12 protein-coding genes, 2 rRNA genes and 1 other annotated feature are annotated in these 17,620 nt (G+C 42.7%); all 14 genes read left to right on the top strand.

Annotated features, from left to right (window positions below):
• Window positions 1-2 precede the first annotated feature (2 nt).
• The 14 genes from rsmG to JHE06_RS11960 all read left to right on the top strand — a co-directional run bounded on the left by rsmG (window position 3) and on the right by JHE06_RS11960 (window position 17,619).
• Entirely contained in the window at window positions 3-719 is a 717-nt protein-coding gene (gene rsmG, locus JHE06_RS12025) for a 16S rRNA (guanine(527)-N(7))-methyltransferase RsmG (RefSeq protein WP_058919553.1), read from the top strand.
• 233 nt (window positions 720-952) lie between these two features.
• On the top strand, window positions 953-1,717 hold the full coding sequence (locus JHE06_RS12020) for a ParA family protein (protein WP_058919552.1): 765 nt from the start codon (window positions 953-955) through the stop codon (window positions 1,715-1,717).
• Entirely contained in the window at window positions 1,707-2,597 is an 891-nt protein-coding gene (locus JHE06_RS12015; RefSeq protein ID WP_058919551.1) for a ParB/RepB/Spo0J family partition protein, read from the top strand. The genes JHE06_RS12020 and JHE06_RS12015 overlap by 11 nt, the downstream gene beginning before the upstream one ends.
• Before the next feature lie 20 nt (window positions 2,598-2,617).
• On the top strand, window positions 2,618-2,809 hold the full coding sequence (locus JHE06_RS12010) for a DUF951 domain-containing protein (RefSeq protein WP_058919550.1): 192 nt from the start codon (window positions 2,618-2,620) through the stop codon (window positions 2,807-2,809).
• Between the two features lie 40 nt (window positions 2,810-2,849).
• A complete protein-coding gene (ychF, locus tag JHE06_RS12005; RefSeq protein ID WP_058919549.1) occupies window positions 2,850-3,950 on the top strand; it encodes a redox-regulated ATPase YchF in 1,101 nt (366 codons plus the stop codon).
• A gap of 61 nt (window positions 3,951-4,011) precedes the next feature.
• Window positions 4,012-4,695: a DUF1129 domain-containing protein gene (locus JHE06_RS12000; protein ID WP_058919548.1), complete on the top strand. Its 684-nt coding sequence runs from the start codon at window positions 4,012-4,014 to the stop codon at window positions 4,693-4,695.
• Between the two features lie 222 nt (window positions 4,696-4,917).
• Window positions 4,918-6,399, top strand: coding sequence for an IMP dehydrogenase (guaB, locus tag JHE06_RS11995; RefSeq protein ID WP_058919547.1), 1,482 nt, complete (start codon window positions 4,918-4,920; stop codon window positions 6,397-6,399).
• A 168-nt stretch (window positions 6,400-6,567) separates the two neighbouring features.
• Entirely contained in the window at window positions 6,568-7,257 is a 690-nt protein-coding gene (locus JHE06_RS11990) for a response regulator transcription factor (protein ID WP_201088889.1), read from the top strand.
• Window positions 7,258-7,296: 39 nt separating this feature from the next.
• Entirely contained in the window at window positions 7,297-8,430 is a 1,134-nt protein-coding gene (locus tag JHE06_RS11985) for a sensor histidine kinase (protein WP_082664223.1), read from the top strand.
• Window positions 8,431-8,597: 167 nt separating this feature from the next.
• Entirely contained in the window at window positions 8,598-9,920 is a 1,323-nt protein-coding gene (locus tag JHE06_RS11980; protein WP_201088888.1) for a serine hydrolase, read from the top strand.
• 87 nt (window positions 9,921-10,007) lie between these two features.
• Window positions 10,008-10,258, top strand: a binding site (T-box leader).
• A gap of 107 nt (window positions 10,259-10,365) precedes the next feature.
• Window positions 10,366-11,649 carry a serine--tRNA ligase gene (serS, locus tag JHE06_RS11975; protein ID WP_201088887.1) on the top strand — a complete coding sequence of 428 codons (1,284 nt, stop codon included), beginning with the start codon at window positions 10,366-10,368 and terminating at the stop codon, window positions 11,647-11,649.
• A 161-nt stretch (window positions 11,650-11,810) separates the two neighbouring features.
• Entirely contained in the window at window positions 11,811-12,347 is a 537-nt protein-coding gene (gene msrA / locus JHE06_RS11970; protein WP_058919542.1) for a peptide-methionine (S)-S-oxide reductase MsrA, read from the top strand.
• 583 nt (window positions 12,348-12,930) lie between these two features.
• Window positions 12,931-14,492, top strand: a 16S ribosomal RNA gene (locus JHE06_RS11965).
• Window positions 14,493-14,699: 207 nt separating this feature from the next.
• Window positions 14,700-17,619, top strand: a 23S ribosomal RNA gene (locus JHE06_RS11960).
• Together the 16S and 23S rRNA genes form the textbook arrangement of a ribosomal RNA operon.
• Window position 17,620 lies beyond the last annotated feature (1 nt).

Here is a 17,620-nt window from a genome sequence, read left to right as displayed (position 1 = left end):
TTATGAATCCAGAAGAGTTTAAAAAAGCCCTTCACGATAAAGGGATTGACGTTACGGAGAAGCAAATGCAACAGTTTGATCACTATTTGGTCTTATTACAGGAATGGAATGAAAAAATTAATTTAACAGCTATTACGGAACAAGAAGAAGTCTACTTAAAGCATTTTTACGACTCAATAACTGCTGGGTTGTATGTGGATTTTAACAAAGGGGTCCAAAGCTTATGTGATGTAGGTGCTGGTGCTGGGTTTCCGAGCATCCCCCTAAAAATTATTTTTCCTCAATTAGAAGTAACCATTGTCGATTCTTTAAATAAAAGAATCCAATTTTTAACGACTTTAGCTGAGAAATTAGAATTAGAAGGTGTACACTTCTACCATGACCGTGCTGAAACATTTGGACAAAACAAACAGTTTCGTGAATCGTTTGATTTTGTGACGGCTAGAGCTGTGGCTCGTATGAGCGTATTAGCTGAACTTTGCTTACCGTTAGTCAAAAAAGGCGGTGTATTTATCGCTTTGAAGGCTAGCAATAGCGATGAAGAAATGAAAGAAGGACAAAAAGCGCTTGCTACATTGGGCGGCAAGTTCCGGGAAGAGTTTGTTTTTGAACTTCCGAAAGAAGCTGGCGAACGTCATGTTCTACTAATTGATAAAAAGAAAGAAACGCCAAAAAAATACCCAAGAAAACCAGGAACACCTAATAAGAATCCTTTATAGAAGAAAGCTGCTAGAAAAAGTTCTTGTCTAGCGCTTCAATAAGCATCCAAAACGGAAGCGGTACCCGAAAAACGTCTGCAGCATCTGAGACGATCAAAAGTGAATAAAGAGCGATAAATGATAGATCATTTTGAACAAATGCGTAAGGGAAAGATGCGCATGCGTATTCTTTCCCTTTTTTTATATCAAGAACATGAGAGCAAACGACGAGGATCACAAACGGAGGGAAAAGAATGGCACGAATTATAGCAGTCGCAAATCAAAAAGGCGGAGTTGGGAAAACAACTACAACAGTTAACTTGGGCGCTTGTTTAGCTTATTCTGGTAAAAAGATCTTACTGGTTGATATCGATGCTCAAGGAAATGCAACAAGTGGGCTAGGTGTGCGTAAAGTGGACGTTGAAAAAGATATTTACGACATTCTGGTCAATGAAACGCCGATTGAAGAAGTGGTTTTGCCTTCTTCAAGAGAAAATTTATGGGTAGTACCGGCTACTATACAGTTGGCTGGAGCAGAGATTGAATTGACCAACCAAATGGCTCGGGAAACAAGACTGAAGCAGGCGCTGGCGAAAGTTTCAGACGATTATGATTACATTCTAATTGACTGTCCGCCTTCATTAGGGCATTTGACGATCAATGCGTTCACAGCGAGCGATACGATTTTAATTCCAGTGCAGTGTGAATATTATGCTTTAGAAGGTTTAAGCCAATTATTGAATACGGTTCGTCTGGTCCAAAAACATTTTAATCCAGATTTAAAAATCGAGGGTGTTTTATTGACTATGCTCGATGCACGGACAAACCTTGGCTATGAAGTAGTCGATGAAGTTAAAAAATATTTCCGCGAAAAAGTTTACAAAACTATTATTCCGCGGAATATCCGATTATCTGAAGCGCCCAGCCATGGGCTGTCGATTATCGATTATGATCCACGTTCAAGAGGAGCAGAAGTTTATCTTGAGTTAGCAAAGGAAGTGTTAGCGAATGGTCAATAAAAACAGTAAGGGTTTAGGCAGAGGAATTGACGCGCTTTTTAGCGATTATTCTGATTTAGATAAAATTGATGTTTCCAGTGAACGCGTTCAGGAAATTGAGTTGGGAGATATTCGGCCGAATCCTTATCAACCTCGAAAAACCTTTGACGAGGAAGCGTTGGACGAGTTAGCACGTTCGATCAAGCAGTCAGGCGTTTTTCAACCCATTATTTTGCGCGAGTCGACTGTCAAAGGTTTTGAAATCATTGCGGGAGAACGCCGTTTTAGAGCTTCTAAACTTGCCGGTAAAACTACCATTCCAGCCATCATTCGCGAATTTGATGAAGAGAAAATGATGGAAGTTGCGGTGTTAGAAAACTTGCAGCGGGAAGATTTGACTTCGCTTGAAGAAGCAGAAGCCTATGATATGCTAATGAAGAAATTAAAATTGACCCAAGAAGAAGTTGCTACTCGTTTAGGCAAAAGCCGTCCTTACATCGCTAATTACCTGCGTTTGCTAGGGTTACCTGAAGCCGTCAAACAAATGCTGCAAGACAACGAAATTTCGATGGGTCAAGCGCGGACGCTGCTGAGTTTAAAAGAAAAGAAGCAAATCGTTAAGTTAGCAAAACGGGTAGTGAAAGATAATCTAACCGTTCGTCAGTTGGAACAACTGGTCAGTCAAATGAACCAGCCAAAAGAAAAAGTTGCTAAAGCAGCCAAAGCGATCCAAAAACCTTATTACATTCGTGAAAGCGAAGAACGGTTGATGGACAAATTTGGGACGACAGTAACCATCAATGAAAAAAATAAAAAAGGCAAAATTGAAATTGAGTACCTTTCAACAGAAGATTTGACCCGTATCTTAGATGTACTAGAAATTCAATTTGATGACGAATAAAAAAGGCAGGGTGTGAAGATATGTATGACTTGAACGATGTGGTTGAAATGAAAAAACCTCATCCATGCGGAGAAAATCGTTGGCAGATTATCCGGATGGGCATGGATATTCGAATCAAATGTACTAAATGCGGACACATGGTGATGATGCCCAGAAGAGAATTTGAAAAGAAAATGAAAAAAGTCCTCGAGCATGCTGAACCAAAAGAGTAAAATAAGCTAGAGAAATATGAAAAGAAAGAGTGAGTAAAACATGTCATTAACAGCAGGAATCGTGGGTTTACCAAACGTAGGAAAATCAACCCTTTTTAACGCCATTACCAAAGCAGGAGTAGAAGCAGCAAACTATCCATTTGCAACGATCGACCCGAATGTCGGAGTAGTAGAAGTACCGGACTATCGTTTGAATCGTTTAACAGAACTTGTTGTGCCTAAGAAAACTGTTCCAACGACGTTTGAATTTACAGATATCGCCGGAATCGTTAAAGGCGCAAGCAAAGGCGAAGGTTTAGGAAACAAATTTTTGGCGAATATCCGTCAAGTAGATGCCATTTGTCATGTGGTACGTTGTTTTGATGATGAAAACATCACACACGTAGAAGGCCGCATCGATCCATTATCAGATATCGAAACCATTAATTTGGAATTGATCTTAGCTGACTTAGAAGCCGTTGAGAAACGTTACACACGGGTTGCTAAAGTCGCACGAACAAAAGACAAAGAGGCTATGATCGAATTAGCTGTATTGGATAAAATCAAACCAGTCTTAGAAGCAGGCGAGTCTGCTCGTACAATAGAATTAGATGAAGACGAACAAAAAATCGTTAAAAACCTCTTCTTATTAACAACTAAACCAGTGTTGTATGTAGCCAATGTGGCCGAAGAAGAAGTAGCCAATGCGGATGAAAATGAGTACGTTAAACAAGTTCGTGAATTTGCTGAAAAAGAAAACGCAGAAGTTATTGTGATTTGTGCGCGTATTGAAGAAGAGATCGCTGAATTGGAAGACGATGAAAAAGAAATGTTCTTGGAAGATTTAGGCATTGAAGAATCTGGATTGGATAAATTGATTCGTTCAGCTTATTCATTATTGGGCTTTGCCACTTACTTTACGGCAGGTGTTCAAGAAGTGCGTGCTTGGACATTCAAAAAAGGCATGAAAGCACCGCAAGCTGCAGGTGTCATTCATACTGACTTTGAACGAGGATTTATTCGGGCAGAGACAGTGTCATTTGAAGACTTAGACAAATACGAAACTATGCAGGCAGCCAAAGAAGCTGGACGAGTTCGTTCAGAAGGAAAAGAATATGTGGTTCAAGACGGCGATGTCATGTTGTTCCGTTTCAACGTATAACATATAGAACAGTTGCCAGCTACACTTTTAATCAAGAGGATTCAATAAGGAGGCTTTTCCGGTGGGACAAGAGAATACAAATGAACAGGTGATTAAAAAAGAGGAGAACGAAACACTCTTTCAGCAATTAACCAAGCGTAATGACCAATACATGATGAGCTTAGACAAAGCGTTGATTGCAGCTAATATTTCTGAAGAAAGACGAGTAGAAATCTATAACGAGATGCTGAAAAATTTAATTGAAGGCCAAAAATCTGGCCAAACAGCTCGTCAATTGTATGGAACCGTCACAGAACGCACAAATATTTTGCTGTCAGCACCAAAAGAAAGCGAAACTGGACGCTCTGAAGATTGGAAAATCGTTTTAGACGGCGGCTTGATGATGGGGGCAATGTTTGCTTTCATTACAGGTATTTCTGGCTTCATCGGCAGCGGGCAAGGGTCTGAGATGGGAATCATCACGATGATTCTGAACTTTATCATCGGCGGATTTGCGATTTTATTGATTTCAAAAAATGTACCGGATAAAACAAAACCTAAAAAAGGCAGTATGTTACGTTACATTTTAGTGTCGTCAGCTGGAATGATTGGGTGGATGGTCTTAATGACAGCTTCGATGACCTTCATTCCAAGTTCCATTAATATTTTAATGCCAGCAGGCGTAAATATAGCTATTGGAGTAGCAGCTTTTGCAGCTAAAATGTATTTCAAACGCACATTAAATATTCGCGGTGGTTTATTCTAATTGTATAAAAGTGAAAGCTTCAGACCAGGTTAGTGAAAATGGTTTGGAGCTTTTTCTCATCATTTTTTTAGAAAATAGACTTTTTCTATGAGCTTTTATGGGAAAACGTTTATGAAAGCCTTATTCTGATAAACTATTCTTGACGGACCGGGGTATCTCTGTTATTTTTGTAAGTAAAATCTCAACCAAATTCAAAGGGAAATAGAAGGAGTGTTTGTTTAAATGTCGAATTGGGAAACGAAATTTGCAAAAAAAGGCTTCACATTTGATGATGTTCTCTTAGTTCCAGCAGAAAGCCATGTTTTGCCAAATGATGTTGATTTAAGTATACAATTAGCTAAAAACATTAAATTAAGCGTGCCGATCATCAGTGCCAGTATGGATACTGTAACAGATTCAAAAATGGCTATTGCCATGGCTCGACAAGGCGGTTTAGGCGTTATTCATAAAAACATGAGTGCTGAACAACAAGCAGGAGAAGTCAGAAAAGTAAAACGTTCTGAAAGTGGTGTAATCATTGATCCTTTCTTCTTAACTCCGACTCATTTGATTTCCGATGCAGAACATTTAATGGGGCGTTACCGGATCAGCGGTGTGCCAATCGTTAACAATATGGAAGATCGTCTTTTAGTAGGGATCTTAACCAACCGTGATTTGCGTTTCGTAACCGACTACAGCATTCCAATTGAAGATGTGATGACAAAAGAAAATTTAGTCACTGCTCCTGAAGGAACTTCTTTGAAAGAAGCTGAAGCCATTTTACAACAGCATAAAATCGAAAAATTACCGATCGTTGATGATGCTGGACGTTTAAGCGGCTTGATCACGATCAAAGACATTGAAAAAATTCTGGAATTCCCAAATGCTGCTAAAGACGAACACGGACGTTTATTGGTTGCTGCTGCAGTAGGAGTGACTACTGACACATTTGAACGTGCACAAGCATTGATCGATGCAGGTGTCGACGCTATTATTGTTGACACAGCACATGGACATAGTGCAGGTGTTATTCGTAAAATCAAAGAAATTCGAGAAGAGTTTCCAGAAATTACGCTCATTGCCGGAAATGTGGCGACTGGTGAAGCAACCCGTGCGTTATATGATGTTGGCGTAGACGTTGTAAAAGTCGGGATTGGTCCAGGATCGATTTGTACGACTCGTGTCGTCGCTGGTGTCGGTGTTCCGCAAATCACAGCAATTTATGATGCAGCTGCGGTTGCTCGCGAATATGGCCGTACGATCATTGCAGATGGCGGAATCAAGTATTCAGGAGATATCGTTAAAGCTTTAGCTGCTGGCGGACATGCGGTTATGTTAGGCAGCATGCTTGCTGGTACAGATGAATCACCAGGCGAATTCGAACTTTTCCAAGGTCGTCGTTTTAAAACATACCGTGGCATGGGAAGTTTAGCCGCAATGGAAAAAGGGTCAAGCGATCGTTACTTCCAAGGTGGCGTAAATGAAGCCAACAAATTAGTTCCAGAAGGAATCGAAGGTCGTGTGGCTTATAAAGGCGCAGTATCTGATATTATCTTCCAATTATTAGGCGGTTTAAAATCCGGTATGGGATATGTTGGCGCAGCGAATTTAGAAGAATTGCGTGAAGACGCTCAATTTGTCCAAATGAGTGGGGCAGGTCTCCGCGAATCTCATCCGCATGATGTTCAAATCACTAAAGAAGCACCAAACTATTCAATCCAGTAATTGAGAATGCAGCCGAATGATTCCTTCTTTTTATAATAGAGGAACATTGCTGCCATAGAAGTTGGCCGAAAGACGTTAGTGTCTTTTGGCCAACTTCTATTTTTTAACGAATTCTTTAGTAATTTCTGTTATGATAAATAAAAATACACCTGAAAATGAGGGAAATGTATGAAAATTTTAGTAGTCGATGACGATAAAGAAATTGTCGAGCTCTTAAGCATTTACATTAAAAATGAAGGCTATGAGGTAGTCAAAGCTTATAGCGGCAAAGATGCTTTAACAAAATTAACGGAACATAAAGATATTGATTTAATGGTTTTAGATGTAATGATGCCAGTACTAGATGGAATGGAAGTCGTCAAAACGGTTCGTCAAAATTCACAATTGCCTATTTTGATGTTGAGTGCCAAAACAACCGATGTCGATAAAATCAAAGGTTTAGTAACGGGTGCGGATGATTATGTGGCGAAGCCGTTTAATCCATTAGAAGTAATGGCTCGAATCAAATCTTTACTGAGACGCAGCACTTATGCAACGACTCAAGATGAACCGGATAAATTAGAAATTGGTCCGTTGATCATCCAAAAAGAATCTCACGAGGTCTGGACGCTGACCAATCAATCGATTCAACTAACTGCTTTGGAATTTGGCATTTTGTATTTATTAGCCAGTCATCCAAATCGAGTTTTTAGTGCAGACGAAATTTTTGAACGGGTATGGCAACAAGAAAGTTTGGTTTCTGCTAAAACAGTGATGGTCCATGTGAGTCATTTGCGCGATAAAATTGAAGAAGCCACTGGCGGAGAAAAAGTGATCCAGACCGTTTGGGGCGTAGGGTATAAAATCGAAGATCGTTAAGTTAGAGAGGAATCCAAAATATAGGAGTTGAACAAGCGCTTGAAAATAACCAGAAAAGAAAAGAGCAAATTGATTCTGGAAGGATTTATCACTGTCGGATTGATTGGTTTAGTCTATTATGCAGCCTTTGTCATTCTCAGTCGGGCCATATCCGCTTTCCCTGGAATTATCCGTTCTTTATGGATTTTTGGGGACGCGATCATCAGTATTCAAAGCAATCGAGTGATTTCGATTACGCCTTTTTTTGCATTTGTGCTGATCATCATAGCAGCGATAGCGATTCACTGGCGGCTGAAGAGACGTTATAAGCAAATGCAATTGAACCATGTCATTAGTGAACTGCACTACATTGCAGAAGGACATTATGAACACCGTATCGCAACGGATCTTAGCGGAGATATGAAAAAAGTCGTAGACAGTATTCACGTCTTAGTTGATAGTACCGTTAAGGCAATGGAAGAAGAGCGGAAAATCGAACAATCCAAAGATGAATTGATCACTAATGTCAGTCACGATATTCGGACACCGCTGACGTCTATTATCGGCTACTTAGGTTTAATAGAAGAAAGACGGTATCAAAATGAAGATGAACTGCTGAAATATACCCATACAGCGTATGTTAAAGCTAAACAAATGAAAGTGTTAGTAGAAGATTTATTTGAATACACACGTGTGCGTCAAACAACAACGCCTTTAAATTTAACGGAATTTGATATGGTCCAGTTATTGGAACAATTAGCTGCTGATTTTGAATTAGAAGCTGAAAAAAAAGGCATGCAAATTGAAGTAGTCAGCAAACAAGAAGTGATCCTGATGGAAGCTGACACAGAAAAAATCGTCCGCGTATTCAATAATTTGATCTCTAATGCCTTGAATTATGGAAACGATGGACAACACGTTTTTATTGAAGTGGAAAAAGTAGGGCAAGAAGTCGTGATTTCAGTTAATAACGATGGCAGCCCAATTCCTGCTCAATCGTTGAAACAACTGTTTAATCGTTTTTACCGTGTAGAAGAATCGCGTTCGCAAGAAACCGGCGGAACAGGGCTAGGCTTAGCGATCGCTCAGAGTATTATCGACCTTCATGGAGGCAGCATTTACGCAAAATCAGATAAACACCTCACGCAGTTTATCTTGCATTTTCCTTTAACTCAGCCTTCCCAAAAAGATTAAAATGTTTCACGTGAAGCAATTGCAAGAAAACAATATTTAAAAACAACTGTCTGCTAAGGGATTATCCAAAAGAGGGTTGTTTTTTTTATGAGATTTCGCTACCATAGAACAATGAGTGGATTTTGTCCATTTAAAATCGAGAGAAAACTATTGAGGAGATTTAAGGAATGAAAAAATTAACGAAATTCGGACTGGCATTTGTGATTACCCTAATGGTAGGAACTGTTCTTCCAGTTTTTAATGCAAGTATGACCGTTTCAGCTGCAGAAGCTGCTCCAGAAATTGAAGCTGCCGCTGCATTTATTATTGAACCTACTACTGGGAAAGTGTTATTGAATCAAAACGGTGATGAAAAACTGGGAATTGCTTCGATGACAAAAATGATTTCAGAATACATTATTTTTGAAGCCGTTGAAAAGGGCGACATCACATGGGATCAAACTATTCCCATCAGTGATTATGCACATAAAGTTAGTCAGAACAATTCGTTATCCAATGTTCCTTTAAGACAAGACGAAACTTATACAATTGAAGAGTTGTATCAAGCTATGGCTATTTATTCCGCAAACGGTGCAACCATAGCGATTGCTGAAGCAATCGCTGGAAGTGAACCTGAATTTGTCGACATGATGCGTGAACAAGTAGAATCATGGGGAATTAAAGACTACGAACTTTACAACAGCACAGGATTATCAAATTCCGATTTATACGGCAACCTTTATCCTGGCAGCAGCGAAGACAGCGAAAATGCTATGTCTGCTCGCGATATCGCTATTGTAGCGCAGCAATTACTGAAATCTTATCCAGAAGTATTAGAAACAACAAGTATTCCAGTAATGAATTTTAAAGAAGGCACATCGGATGAAATAAAAATGGAAAACTGGAACTGGATGTTGTCAGGTTTAATTTCTGAACGTGAAAACGTCGACGGTTTAAAAACAGGAACCACTGATTTTGCCGGTGCTACTTTTACCGGAACCGCACTAGAAAATGATATCCGGATCATTACTGTCGTGATGAACGTGAAAGATGGACAAAAAGATTTGAGCAAACGGTTTGTTGAAACCGATAAGATGATGGACTGGGCTTTTGCGAACTGGGAAGTAACAGAAGCTTATCAAAAAAATGATGTTATAAAAGAAGTCAAACCTCTAGCTGTAAACAAAGGAAAAGCTGACACTGTAAAAGTAGCCGCTGGTTCTGATATCAGCTTACTCGTACCTACTGGAACCGACTTGGAAAACTTAAAGGTTACATACCAACCTAAAAAAGAGTTGTTAAATGAAGAAAACCAAGTATCAGCACCTATAAAAAAAGCTGACAAAGTAGGAACGGTTCAAGTAACAACAGCAGACGATGAATTAGGCTATGTTAATGGCGATATGGGCGAAGAAGCAGAAGTTGTTGCAGCTCAAACTGTTGAAAAAGCTAATGTCTTCGTTCTAGCTGGACGCTGGATCAAAGGCTTCGTTTCTAACTTAATAGGCTAGATAAAAAAGGAGACCGTTGATGGTCTCCTTTTTTATTGACATGCGAGTGGCCATCGGGTAGAATAAACTCAAATCAATTAAATAAGTCGAACGTTAGTAGTGTGAGCTAGTAAAAGAGATAAAACGCATAGAGAGTCAGTGGTTGGTGGAAACTGATGGTTTGTTTTTTTGAATCCGTCACATGAAGTAAACAATGAACCAAAGCCAACTGAAGAAACGGCTTTGCCTAAATTGCTTCGGATCCAGACCGTTATCTGTTGTAAAGCGTAGAATCTGTCTGTCTGATGGTTTCTAAATTTGGGTGGTACCGCGAACTTCGAGGCCATTTCGTCCCATGAACCAAGGGAGGAAATGGCTTTTTTTGTTGCTCTGAAAAAGATTGAATCTCGTTCAATGAGGGGTTAAGTTCGAAATCCTAAAGAAAAGAATAGAAAGGAAGAGAAATATGTTAGATATAAAATTGCTTAGAACGGACTTTGAGAATGTAGCGGAGAAACTTGCTACACGAGGAGTGAAACCAGAGGTATTAGAAAACTTTGTTCAATTAGACAGCCAAAGACGCGAGTTATTGGTGGAGACCGAAAAGTTAAAAAAATACCGTAATGAAGTTTCAAGTGCGATCGCTGCTATGAAACGCAATAAAGAAGATGCTGATGCTAAAATCCGTGAGATGCGCGAAGTTGGCGATCAGATCAAAGGCTTAGACGAACAAGTGACAGAAGTCGATAATCAAATCGATGCGATTGCCACCGGCTTGCCTAATTTGCCTCATCATTCTGTACCCGTTGGGGCAGATGAAGAAGATAATGTTGAGATCCGCAAATGGGGAACGCCGAAAACCTTTGACTTCGAAACTAAAGCTCATTGGGAAATTGGCGAAGACTTAGACATTCTGGATTTTGAGCGGGGTTCAAAAGTATCCGGGAGCCGTTTCCTTTATTACAAAGGTTTAGGCGCCCGGTTGGAACGGGCTGTTTACAATTTCATGTTGAATCTGCATACGGAAGAACACGGCTATACTGAAATGATCACACCTTATTTAGTGAATAGTGAATCTATGTTCGGTACCGGTCAGTTCCCTAAATTTAAAGAAGATGTGTTTCAAATTGAAGGAACAGATTTAACGCTTATTCCGACAGCGGAAGTTCCTTTAACAAATTACTACCGTGGTGAAATCATGAAAGAAGAACAACTGCCTGTTTACTTTACAGCAATGAGCCCTTCATTTAGATCAGAAGCAGGCAGTGCTGGACGCGACACTCGTGGGTTGATCCGTCTGCATCAATTCCATAAAGTTGAAATGGTGAAATTCAGCAAGCCAGAAAACTCTTATGATGAGTTGGAAAAAATGACTCAAGATGCAGAGTCTGTTTTACAAAAATTAGATTTGCCGTATCGTGTATTGGCATTATGTACAGGAGATATGGGTTTTTCAGCTGCTAAAACATATGATTTAGAAGTTTGGATCCCTACTCAAGATGTTTACCGAGAAATCAGTTCATGTTCAAATACTGAAGCTTTCCAAGCGCGCCGTGCTAAAATCCGCTACCGGAATACAGCAACAGAAAAATTAGACTACGTGCACACATTGAACGGTTCTGGTTTGGCAGTTGGACGTACCGTTGCTGCTATTTTGGAAAATTACCAGCAAGCAGATGGATCCGTTAAAATTCCGGAAGTTCTGCTCCCTTATATGGGTGGCGTAACAGAAATTCGTAAAAAAAACTAGCAGGTCAAAAGGGAGCTGGAGGTGTAATATAACCTCTAGCTCCTATCTGCTTTTTATCTTCGTTATTTTTTGAACTTAATCCTTCTATTAAACAAATTAGTGTAATCCCTCAAAAAGGAGTGCTATAATTTAGCCAGACAGATGAATGAGGGGGAAACAAGATGAGCGAACAAGACTTTCAAAAAGCAACATTTGCAGGCGGTTGTTTTTGGTGTATGGTAAAACCATTTGATACACAGCCAGGCATCATATCCGTTGTTTCTGGATATACCGGTGGACATACAGTCAATCCTACCTATGAAGAAGTATGCAGTGAAACAACTGGACATACTGAAGCCGTTCAAATCACTTTTGATCCAGAAATAATCAGCTACAAAGACTTAGTCGAGGTTTATTGGAGACAAACGGATCCGACTGATGCGGGTGGTCAATTCGCAGATAGAGGTTCCTCTTATCGCCCAGTAATTTTCTACCATAGTGAAGAGCAAAGACAGATCGCAGAAGCGTCAAAATTAGCACTGCAAAATAGCGGACGCTTTAAAGAGCCGATCGTGACGATGATCGAACCGGCAGAACCGTTTTATCCAGCAGAAACGTATCATCAAGACTTCTATAAGAAAAATCCTGCTCATTATTCACGGTATAGCCGGGGATCAGGCAGAGTTAACTTTGTTGAATCAGTTTGGCAAGGAAAATAAAAAGTAGAATTCACCAAGCCTTTTTCTCTATCTAGTAGAGGAAAGGCTTTTTTTGAACAGTAATAGTCCTTTTTCTGTACAAAACAAACTGAAGCTTGAGTTAAAGCTTATTTATTCAGAATAAAAGAAACATGAGCTTATTAATAAAGCGAACTAATTTCGTTTTAAATTAAGTGATGTTCGTTTTAATCGCGAATGAAAGCGCGTAAGTATTTTCAGTCATTTAAACGTTCAGATTTCTGAGAAAAAGCATTTTATTTGACAAAAAGCGTTGACGCAGGACCAGATTGCTGGTATATTAATACATGTCGCTGCGAGAGATTGCGGCAACACGAAAAAAAGAAAAACAAAAAGGTTGTTGACAAACAAGTCGACATCTGATAATATTAAGAAGTTGTCAAAACGGCAACAGCAATCAAATTAGACCTTTGAAAACTGAACAAAGCAAAACGAACCAAATGTGTAAGGTGGTTTAACCAAGGGTTAAACCAACAGAAACAAAGTGAAATAAATTTCGCTAGCAATTCAATTAATGAGCTTCAAGCATCATTAAAAGGGTGAAGTCCTAACGGACAAAGCCAACTTTTATGAGAGTTTGATCCTGGCTCAGGACGAACGCTGGCGGCATGCCTAATACATGCAAGTTGAACGCTTCTTTTCTACCGGGTGCTTGCACCCACCAGAGAAGAAGAGTGGCGGACGGGTGAGTAACACGTGGGTAACCTGCCCATAAGTGGGGGATAACAGCCGGAAACGGCTGCTAATACCGCATAATTCCAGTGATCTCCTGATCGTTGGATGAAAGGTGGCTTCGGCTACCGCTTATGGATGGACCCGCGGCGTATTAGCTAGTTGGTGAGGTAATGGCTCACCAAGGCAATGATACGTAGCCGACCTGAGAGGGTGATCGGCCACACTGGGACTGAGACACGGCCCAGACTCCTACGGGAGGCAGCAGTAGGGAATCTTCCGCAATGGACGAAAGTCTGACGGAGCAATGCCGCGTGAGTGAAGAAGGTTTTCGGATCGTAAAACTCTGTTGTTAGAGAAGAACAAGGATGAGAGTAACTGCTCATCCCCTGACGGTATCTAACCAGAAAGCCACGGCTAACTACGTGCCAGCAGCCGCGGTAATACGTAGGTGGCAAGCGTTGTCCGGATTTATTGGGCGTAAAGCGAGCGCAGGCGGTTCTTTAAGTCTGATGTGAAAGCCCCCAGCTCAACTGGGGAAGGTCATTGGAAACTGGGGAACTTGAGTGCAGAAGAGGAGAGTGGAATTCCACGTGTAGCGGTGAAATGCGTAGATATGTGGAGGAACACCAGTGGCGAAGGCGACTCTCTGGTCTGTAACTGACGCTGAGGCTCGAAAGCGTGGGGAGCAAACAGGATTAGATACCCTGGTAGTCCACGCCGTAAACGATGAGTGCTAAGTGTTGGGGGGTTTCCGCCCCTCAGTGCTGCAGCTAACGCATTAAGCACTCCGCCTGGGGAGTACGGCCGCAAGGCTGAAACTCAAAGGAATTGACGGGGACCCGCACAAGCGGTGGAGCATGTGGTTTAATTCGAAGCAACGCGAAGAACCTTACCAGGTCTTGACATCCTTTGACCACTCTAGAGATAGAGCTTTCCCTTCGGGGACAAAGTGACAGGTGGTGCATGGTTGTCGTCAGCTCGTGTCGTGAGATGTTGGGTTAAGTCCCGCAACGAGCGCAACCCTTATCTTTAGTTGCCAGCATTCAGTTGGGCACTCTAGAGAGACTGCCGTCGACAAGACGGAGGAAGGCGGGGATGACGTCAAATCATCATGCCCCTTATGACCTGGGCTACACACGTGCTACAATGGATGGTACAACGAGTCGCAAGACCGCGAGGTCAAGCTAATCTCTTAAAGCCATTCTCAGTTCGGATTGCAGGCTGCAACTCGCCTGCATGAAGCCGGAATCGCTAGTAATCGCGGATCAGAACGCCGCGGTGAATACGTTCCCGGGTCTTGTACACACCGCCCGTCACACCACGAGAGTTTGTAACACCCGAAGTCGGTGAGGTAACCTGCAAAGGAGCCAGCCGCCTAAGGTGGGATAGATAATTGGGGTGAAGTCGTAACAAGGTAGCCGTATCGGAAGGTGCGGCTGGATCACCTCCTTTCTAAGGAATATTACGGAACCTCACACATTCGTTTTGGCTTTGTTCAGTTTTGAGAGGTCTAATCTTCTCAATGCATCAAAAATGTTGTTCTTTGAAAACTGGATAGTGTTTAACAATTGTAACAAAGTAAGAAACCAAGTAAAAACCGCGTTTTATTTTTTACGATTCGCATCAATTGATGTTGGATCGCTATTAACAACGACCATAGGTTAAGTTAATAAGGGCGCACGGTGGATGCCTTGGCACTAGGAGCCGATGAAGGACGGGACTAACGCCGATATGCTTTGGGGAGCTGTAAGTAAGCTGTGATCCAGAGATTTCCGAATGGGGAAACCCAGCACCTTTGATAGGGTGTTACTGCTGACTGAATACATAGGTCCGTAGAGGTAGACGCAGAGAACTGAAACATCTAAGTACCTGCAGGAAGAGAAAGAAAATTCGATTCCCTGAGTAGCGGCGAGCGAAACGGGAAAAGCCCAAACCAGAAAGCTTGCTTTCTGGGGTTGTAGGACTGAACACATAGAGTCATAAATGAACGGTGTAAGAGAAGCGACCTGGAAAGGTCCGCCAAAGAGGGTAAAAGCCCCGTAACTGAAACCCCGTTCACTCTGATCAGTATCCTGAGTACGGCGGAACACGAGAAATTCCGTCGGAATCCGGGAGGACCATCTCCCAAGGCTAAATACTCCCTAGTGACCGATAGTGAACCAGTACCGTGAGGGAAAGGTGAAAAGAACCCCGGAAGGGGAGTGAAACAGCACCTGAAACCGTGTGCTTACAAGTAGTTAGAGCCCGTTAATGGGTGATAGCGTGCCTTTTGTAGAATGAACCGGCGAGTTACGATCCCATGCGAGGTTAAGTCGATGAGACGGAGCCGTAGCGAAAGCGAGTCTGAATAGGGCGAATGAGTATGTGGTCGTAGACCCGAAACCAAGTGATCTACCCATGTCCAGGTTGAAGGTGCGGTAATACGCACTGGAGGACCGAACCCACGTATGTTGAAAAATGCGGGGATGAGGTGTGGGTAGCGGAGAAATTCCAATCGAACTTGGAGATAGCTGGTTCTCTCCGAAATAGCTTTAGGGCTAGCCTCGGAATAAGAATCATGGAGGTAGAGCAACTGTTTGGACTAGGGGCCCTTCTCGGGTTACCGAATTCAGATAAACTCCGAATGCCATTGATTTATATCCGGGAGTCAGACTACGAGTGATAAGATCCGTAGTCGAGAGGGAAACAGCCCAGACCACCAGCTAAGGTCCCAAAGTTTATGTTAAGTGGAAAAGGATGTGGGGTTGCTTAGACAACTAGGATGTTGGCTCAGAAGCAGCCATCATTTAAAGAGTGCGTAATAGCTCACTAGTCGAGTGACCCTGCGCCGAAAATTTACCGGGGCTAAACATAACACCGAAGCTGTGGATAGAACTTAGGTTCTATGGTAGGAGAGCGTTCTAAGGGCGTCGAAGCTAGACCGTGAGGACTGGTGGAGCGCTTAGAAGTGAGAATGCCGGTATGAGTAGCGAAAGACGGGTGAGAATCCCGTCCACCGAATGACTAAGGTTTCCTGGGGAAGGCTCGTCCTCCCAGGGTTAGTCGGGACCTAAGTCGAGGCCGATAGGCGTAGACGATGGATAACAGGTTGAGATTCCTGTACCCGTTTGTTTTGTTTGAGCAATGGAGGGACACAGTAGGCTAAGGAATACGCACTGTTGGATATGTGCGTCCAAGCAACAAGTCTTGAAGCGAGTCAAATGCTTGCTTCTCTAAGGACAAGTTGTGATGGGGAGGGAAATTAAGTACCGAAGTTCCTGATGTCACACTGTCAAGAAAAGCTTCTAGTGAGAAACAAACGGCCCGTACCGCAAACCGACACAGGTAGTCGAGGAGAGAATCCTAAGGTGTGCGAGTGAACTCTCGTTAAGGAACTCGGCAAAATGACCCCGTAACTTCGGGAGAAGGGGTGCTGACCATTTGGTCAGCCGCAGTGAATAGGCCCAAGCAACTGTTTATCAAAAACACAGGTCTCTGCTAAATCGAAAGATGACGTATAGGGGCTGACGCCTGCCCGGTGCTGGAAGGTTAAGAGGATGGGTTAGCTCTCGAGCGAAGCTCAGAATTGAAGCCCCAGTAAACGGCGGCCGTAACTATAACGGTCCTAAGGTAGCGAAATTCCTTGTCGGGTAAGTTCCGACCCGCACGAAAGGCGTAACGACTTGGGCGCTGTCTCGGCAAGAGACCCGGTGAAATCATAATACCTGTGAAGATGCAGGTTACCCGCGACAAGACGGAAAGACCCCATGGAGCTTTACTGTAGCCTGGTATTGGAACTTTGTGCATCATGTACAGGATAGGTGGGAAGCTGAGAAGCAGGGGCGCCAGCCTCTGTGGAGCTGTCGGTGGGATACCACCCTTGATGTACGGAGTTTCTAACTCGTCGCCCTCATCGGGCGAGAGGACCATGCCAGGTGGGCAGTTTGACTGGGGCGGTCGCCTCCTAAAAGGTAACGGAGGCGCCCAAAGGTTCCCTCAGAATGGTCGGAAATCATTCGTAGAGTGTAAAGGCAGAAGGGAGCTTGACTGCGAGACCTACAAGTCGAGCAGGGACGAAAGTCGGGCTTAGTGATCCGGTGGTTCCGCATGGAAGGGCCATCGCTCAACGGATAAAAGCTACCCTGGGGATAACAGGCTTATCTCCCCCAAGAGTCCACATCGACGGGGAGGTTTGGCACCTCGATGTCGGCTCATCGCATCCTGGGGCTGTAGTCGGTCCCAAGGGTTGGGCTGTTCGCCCATTAAAGCGGTACGCGAGCTGGGTTCAGAACGTCGTGAGACAGTTCGGTCCCTATCCGTCGCGGGCGCAGGAAATTTGAGAGGAGCTGTCCTTAGTACGAGAGGACCGGGATGGACACACCGCTGGTGTACCAGTTGTTCTGCCAAGAGCATCGCTGGGTAGCTATGTGTGGACGGGATAAACGCTGAAAGCATCTAAGCGTGAAGCCCCCCTCAAGATGAGATTTCCCATCACGTAAGTGAGTAAGACCCCTGAGAGATGATCAGGTAGATAGGTTGGAAGTGGAAGTACAGCGATGTATGGAGCGGACCAATACTAATCGGTCGAGGACTTAACCAAT

The sequence above is a fragment of the Carnobacterium sp. CS13 genome (genome assembly GCF_016653495.1).
GTDB classification, from domain to species: domain Bacteria; phylum Bacillota; class Bacilli; order Lactobacillales; family Carnobacteriaceae; genus Carnobacterium_A; species Carnobacterium_A antarcticum.
The sequence above is the reverse complement of the archived record's forward strand: the minus strand, read 5'-3'. Positions and strand labels throughout refer to the sequence as shown.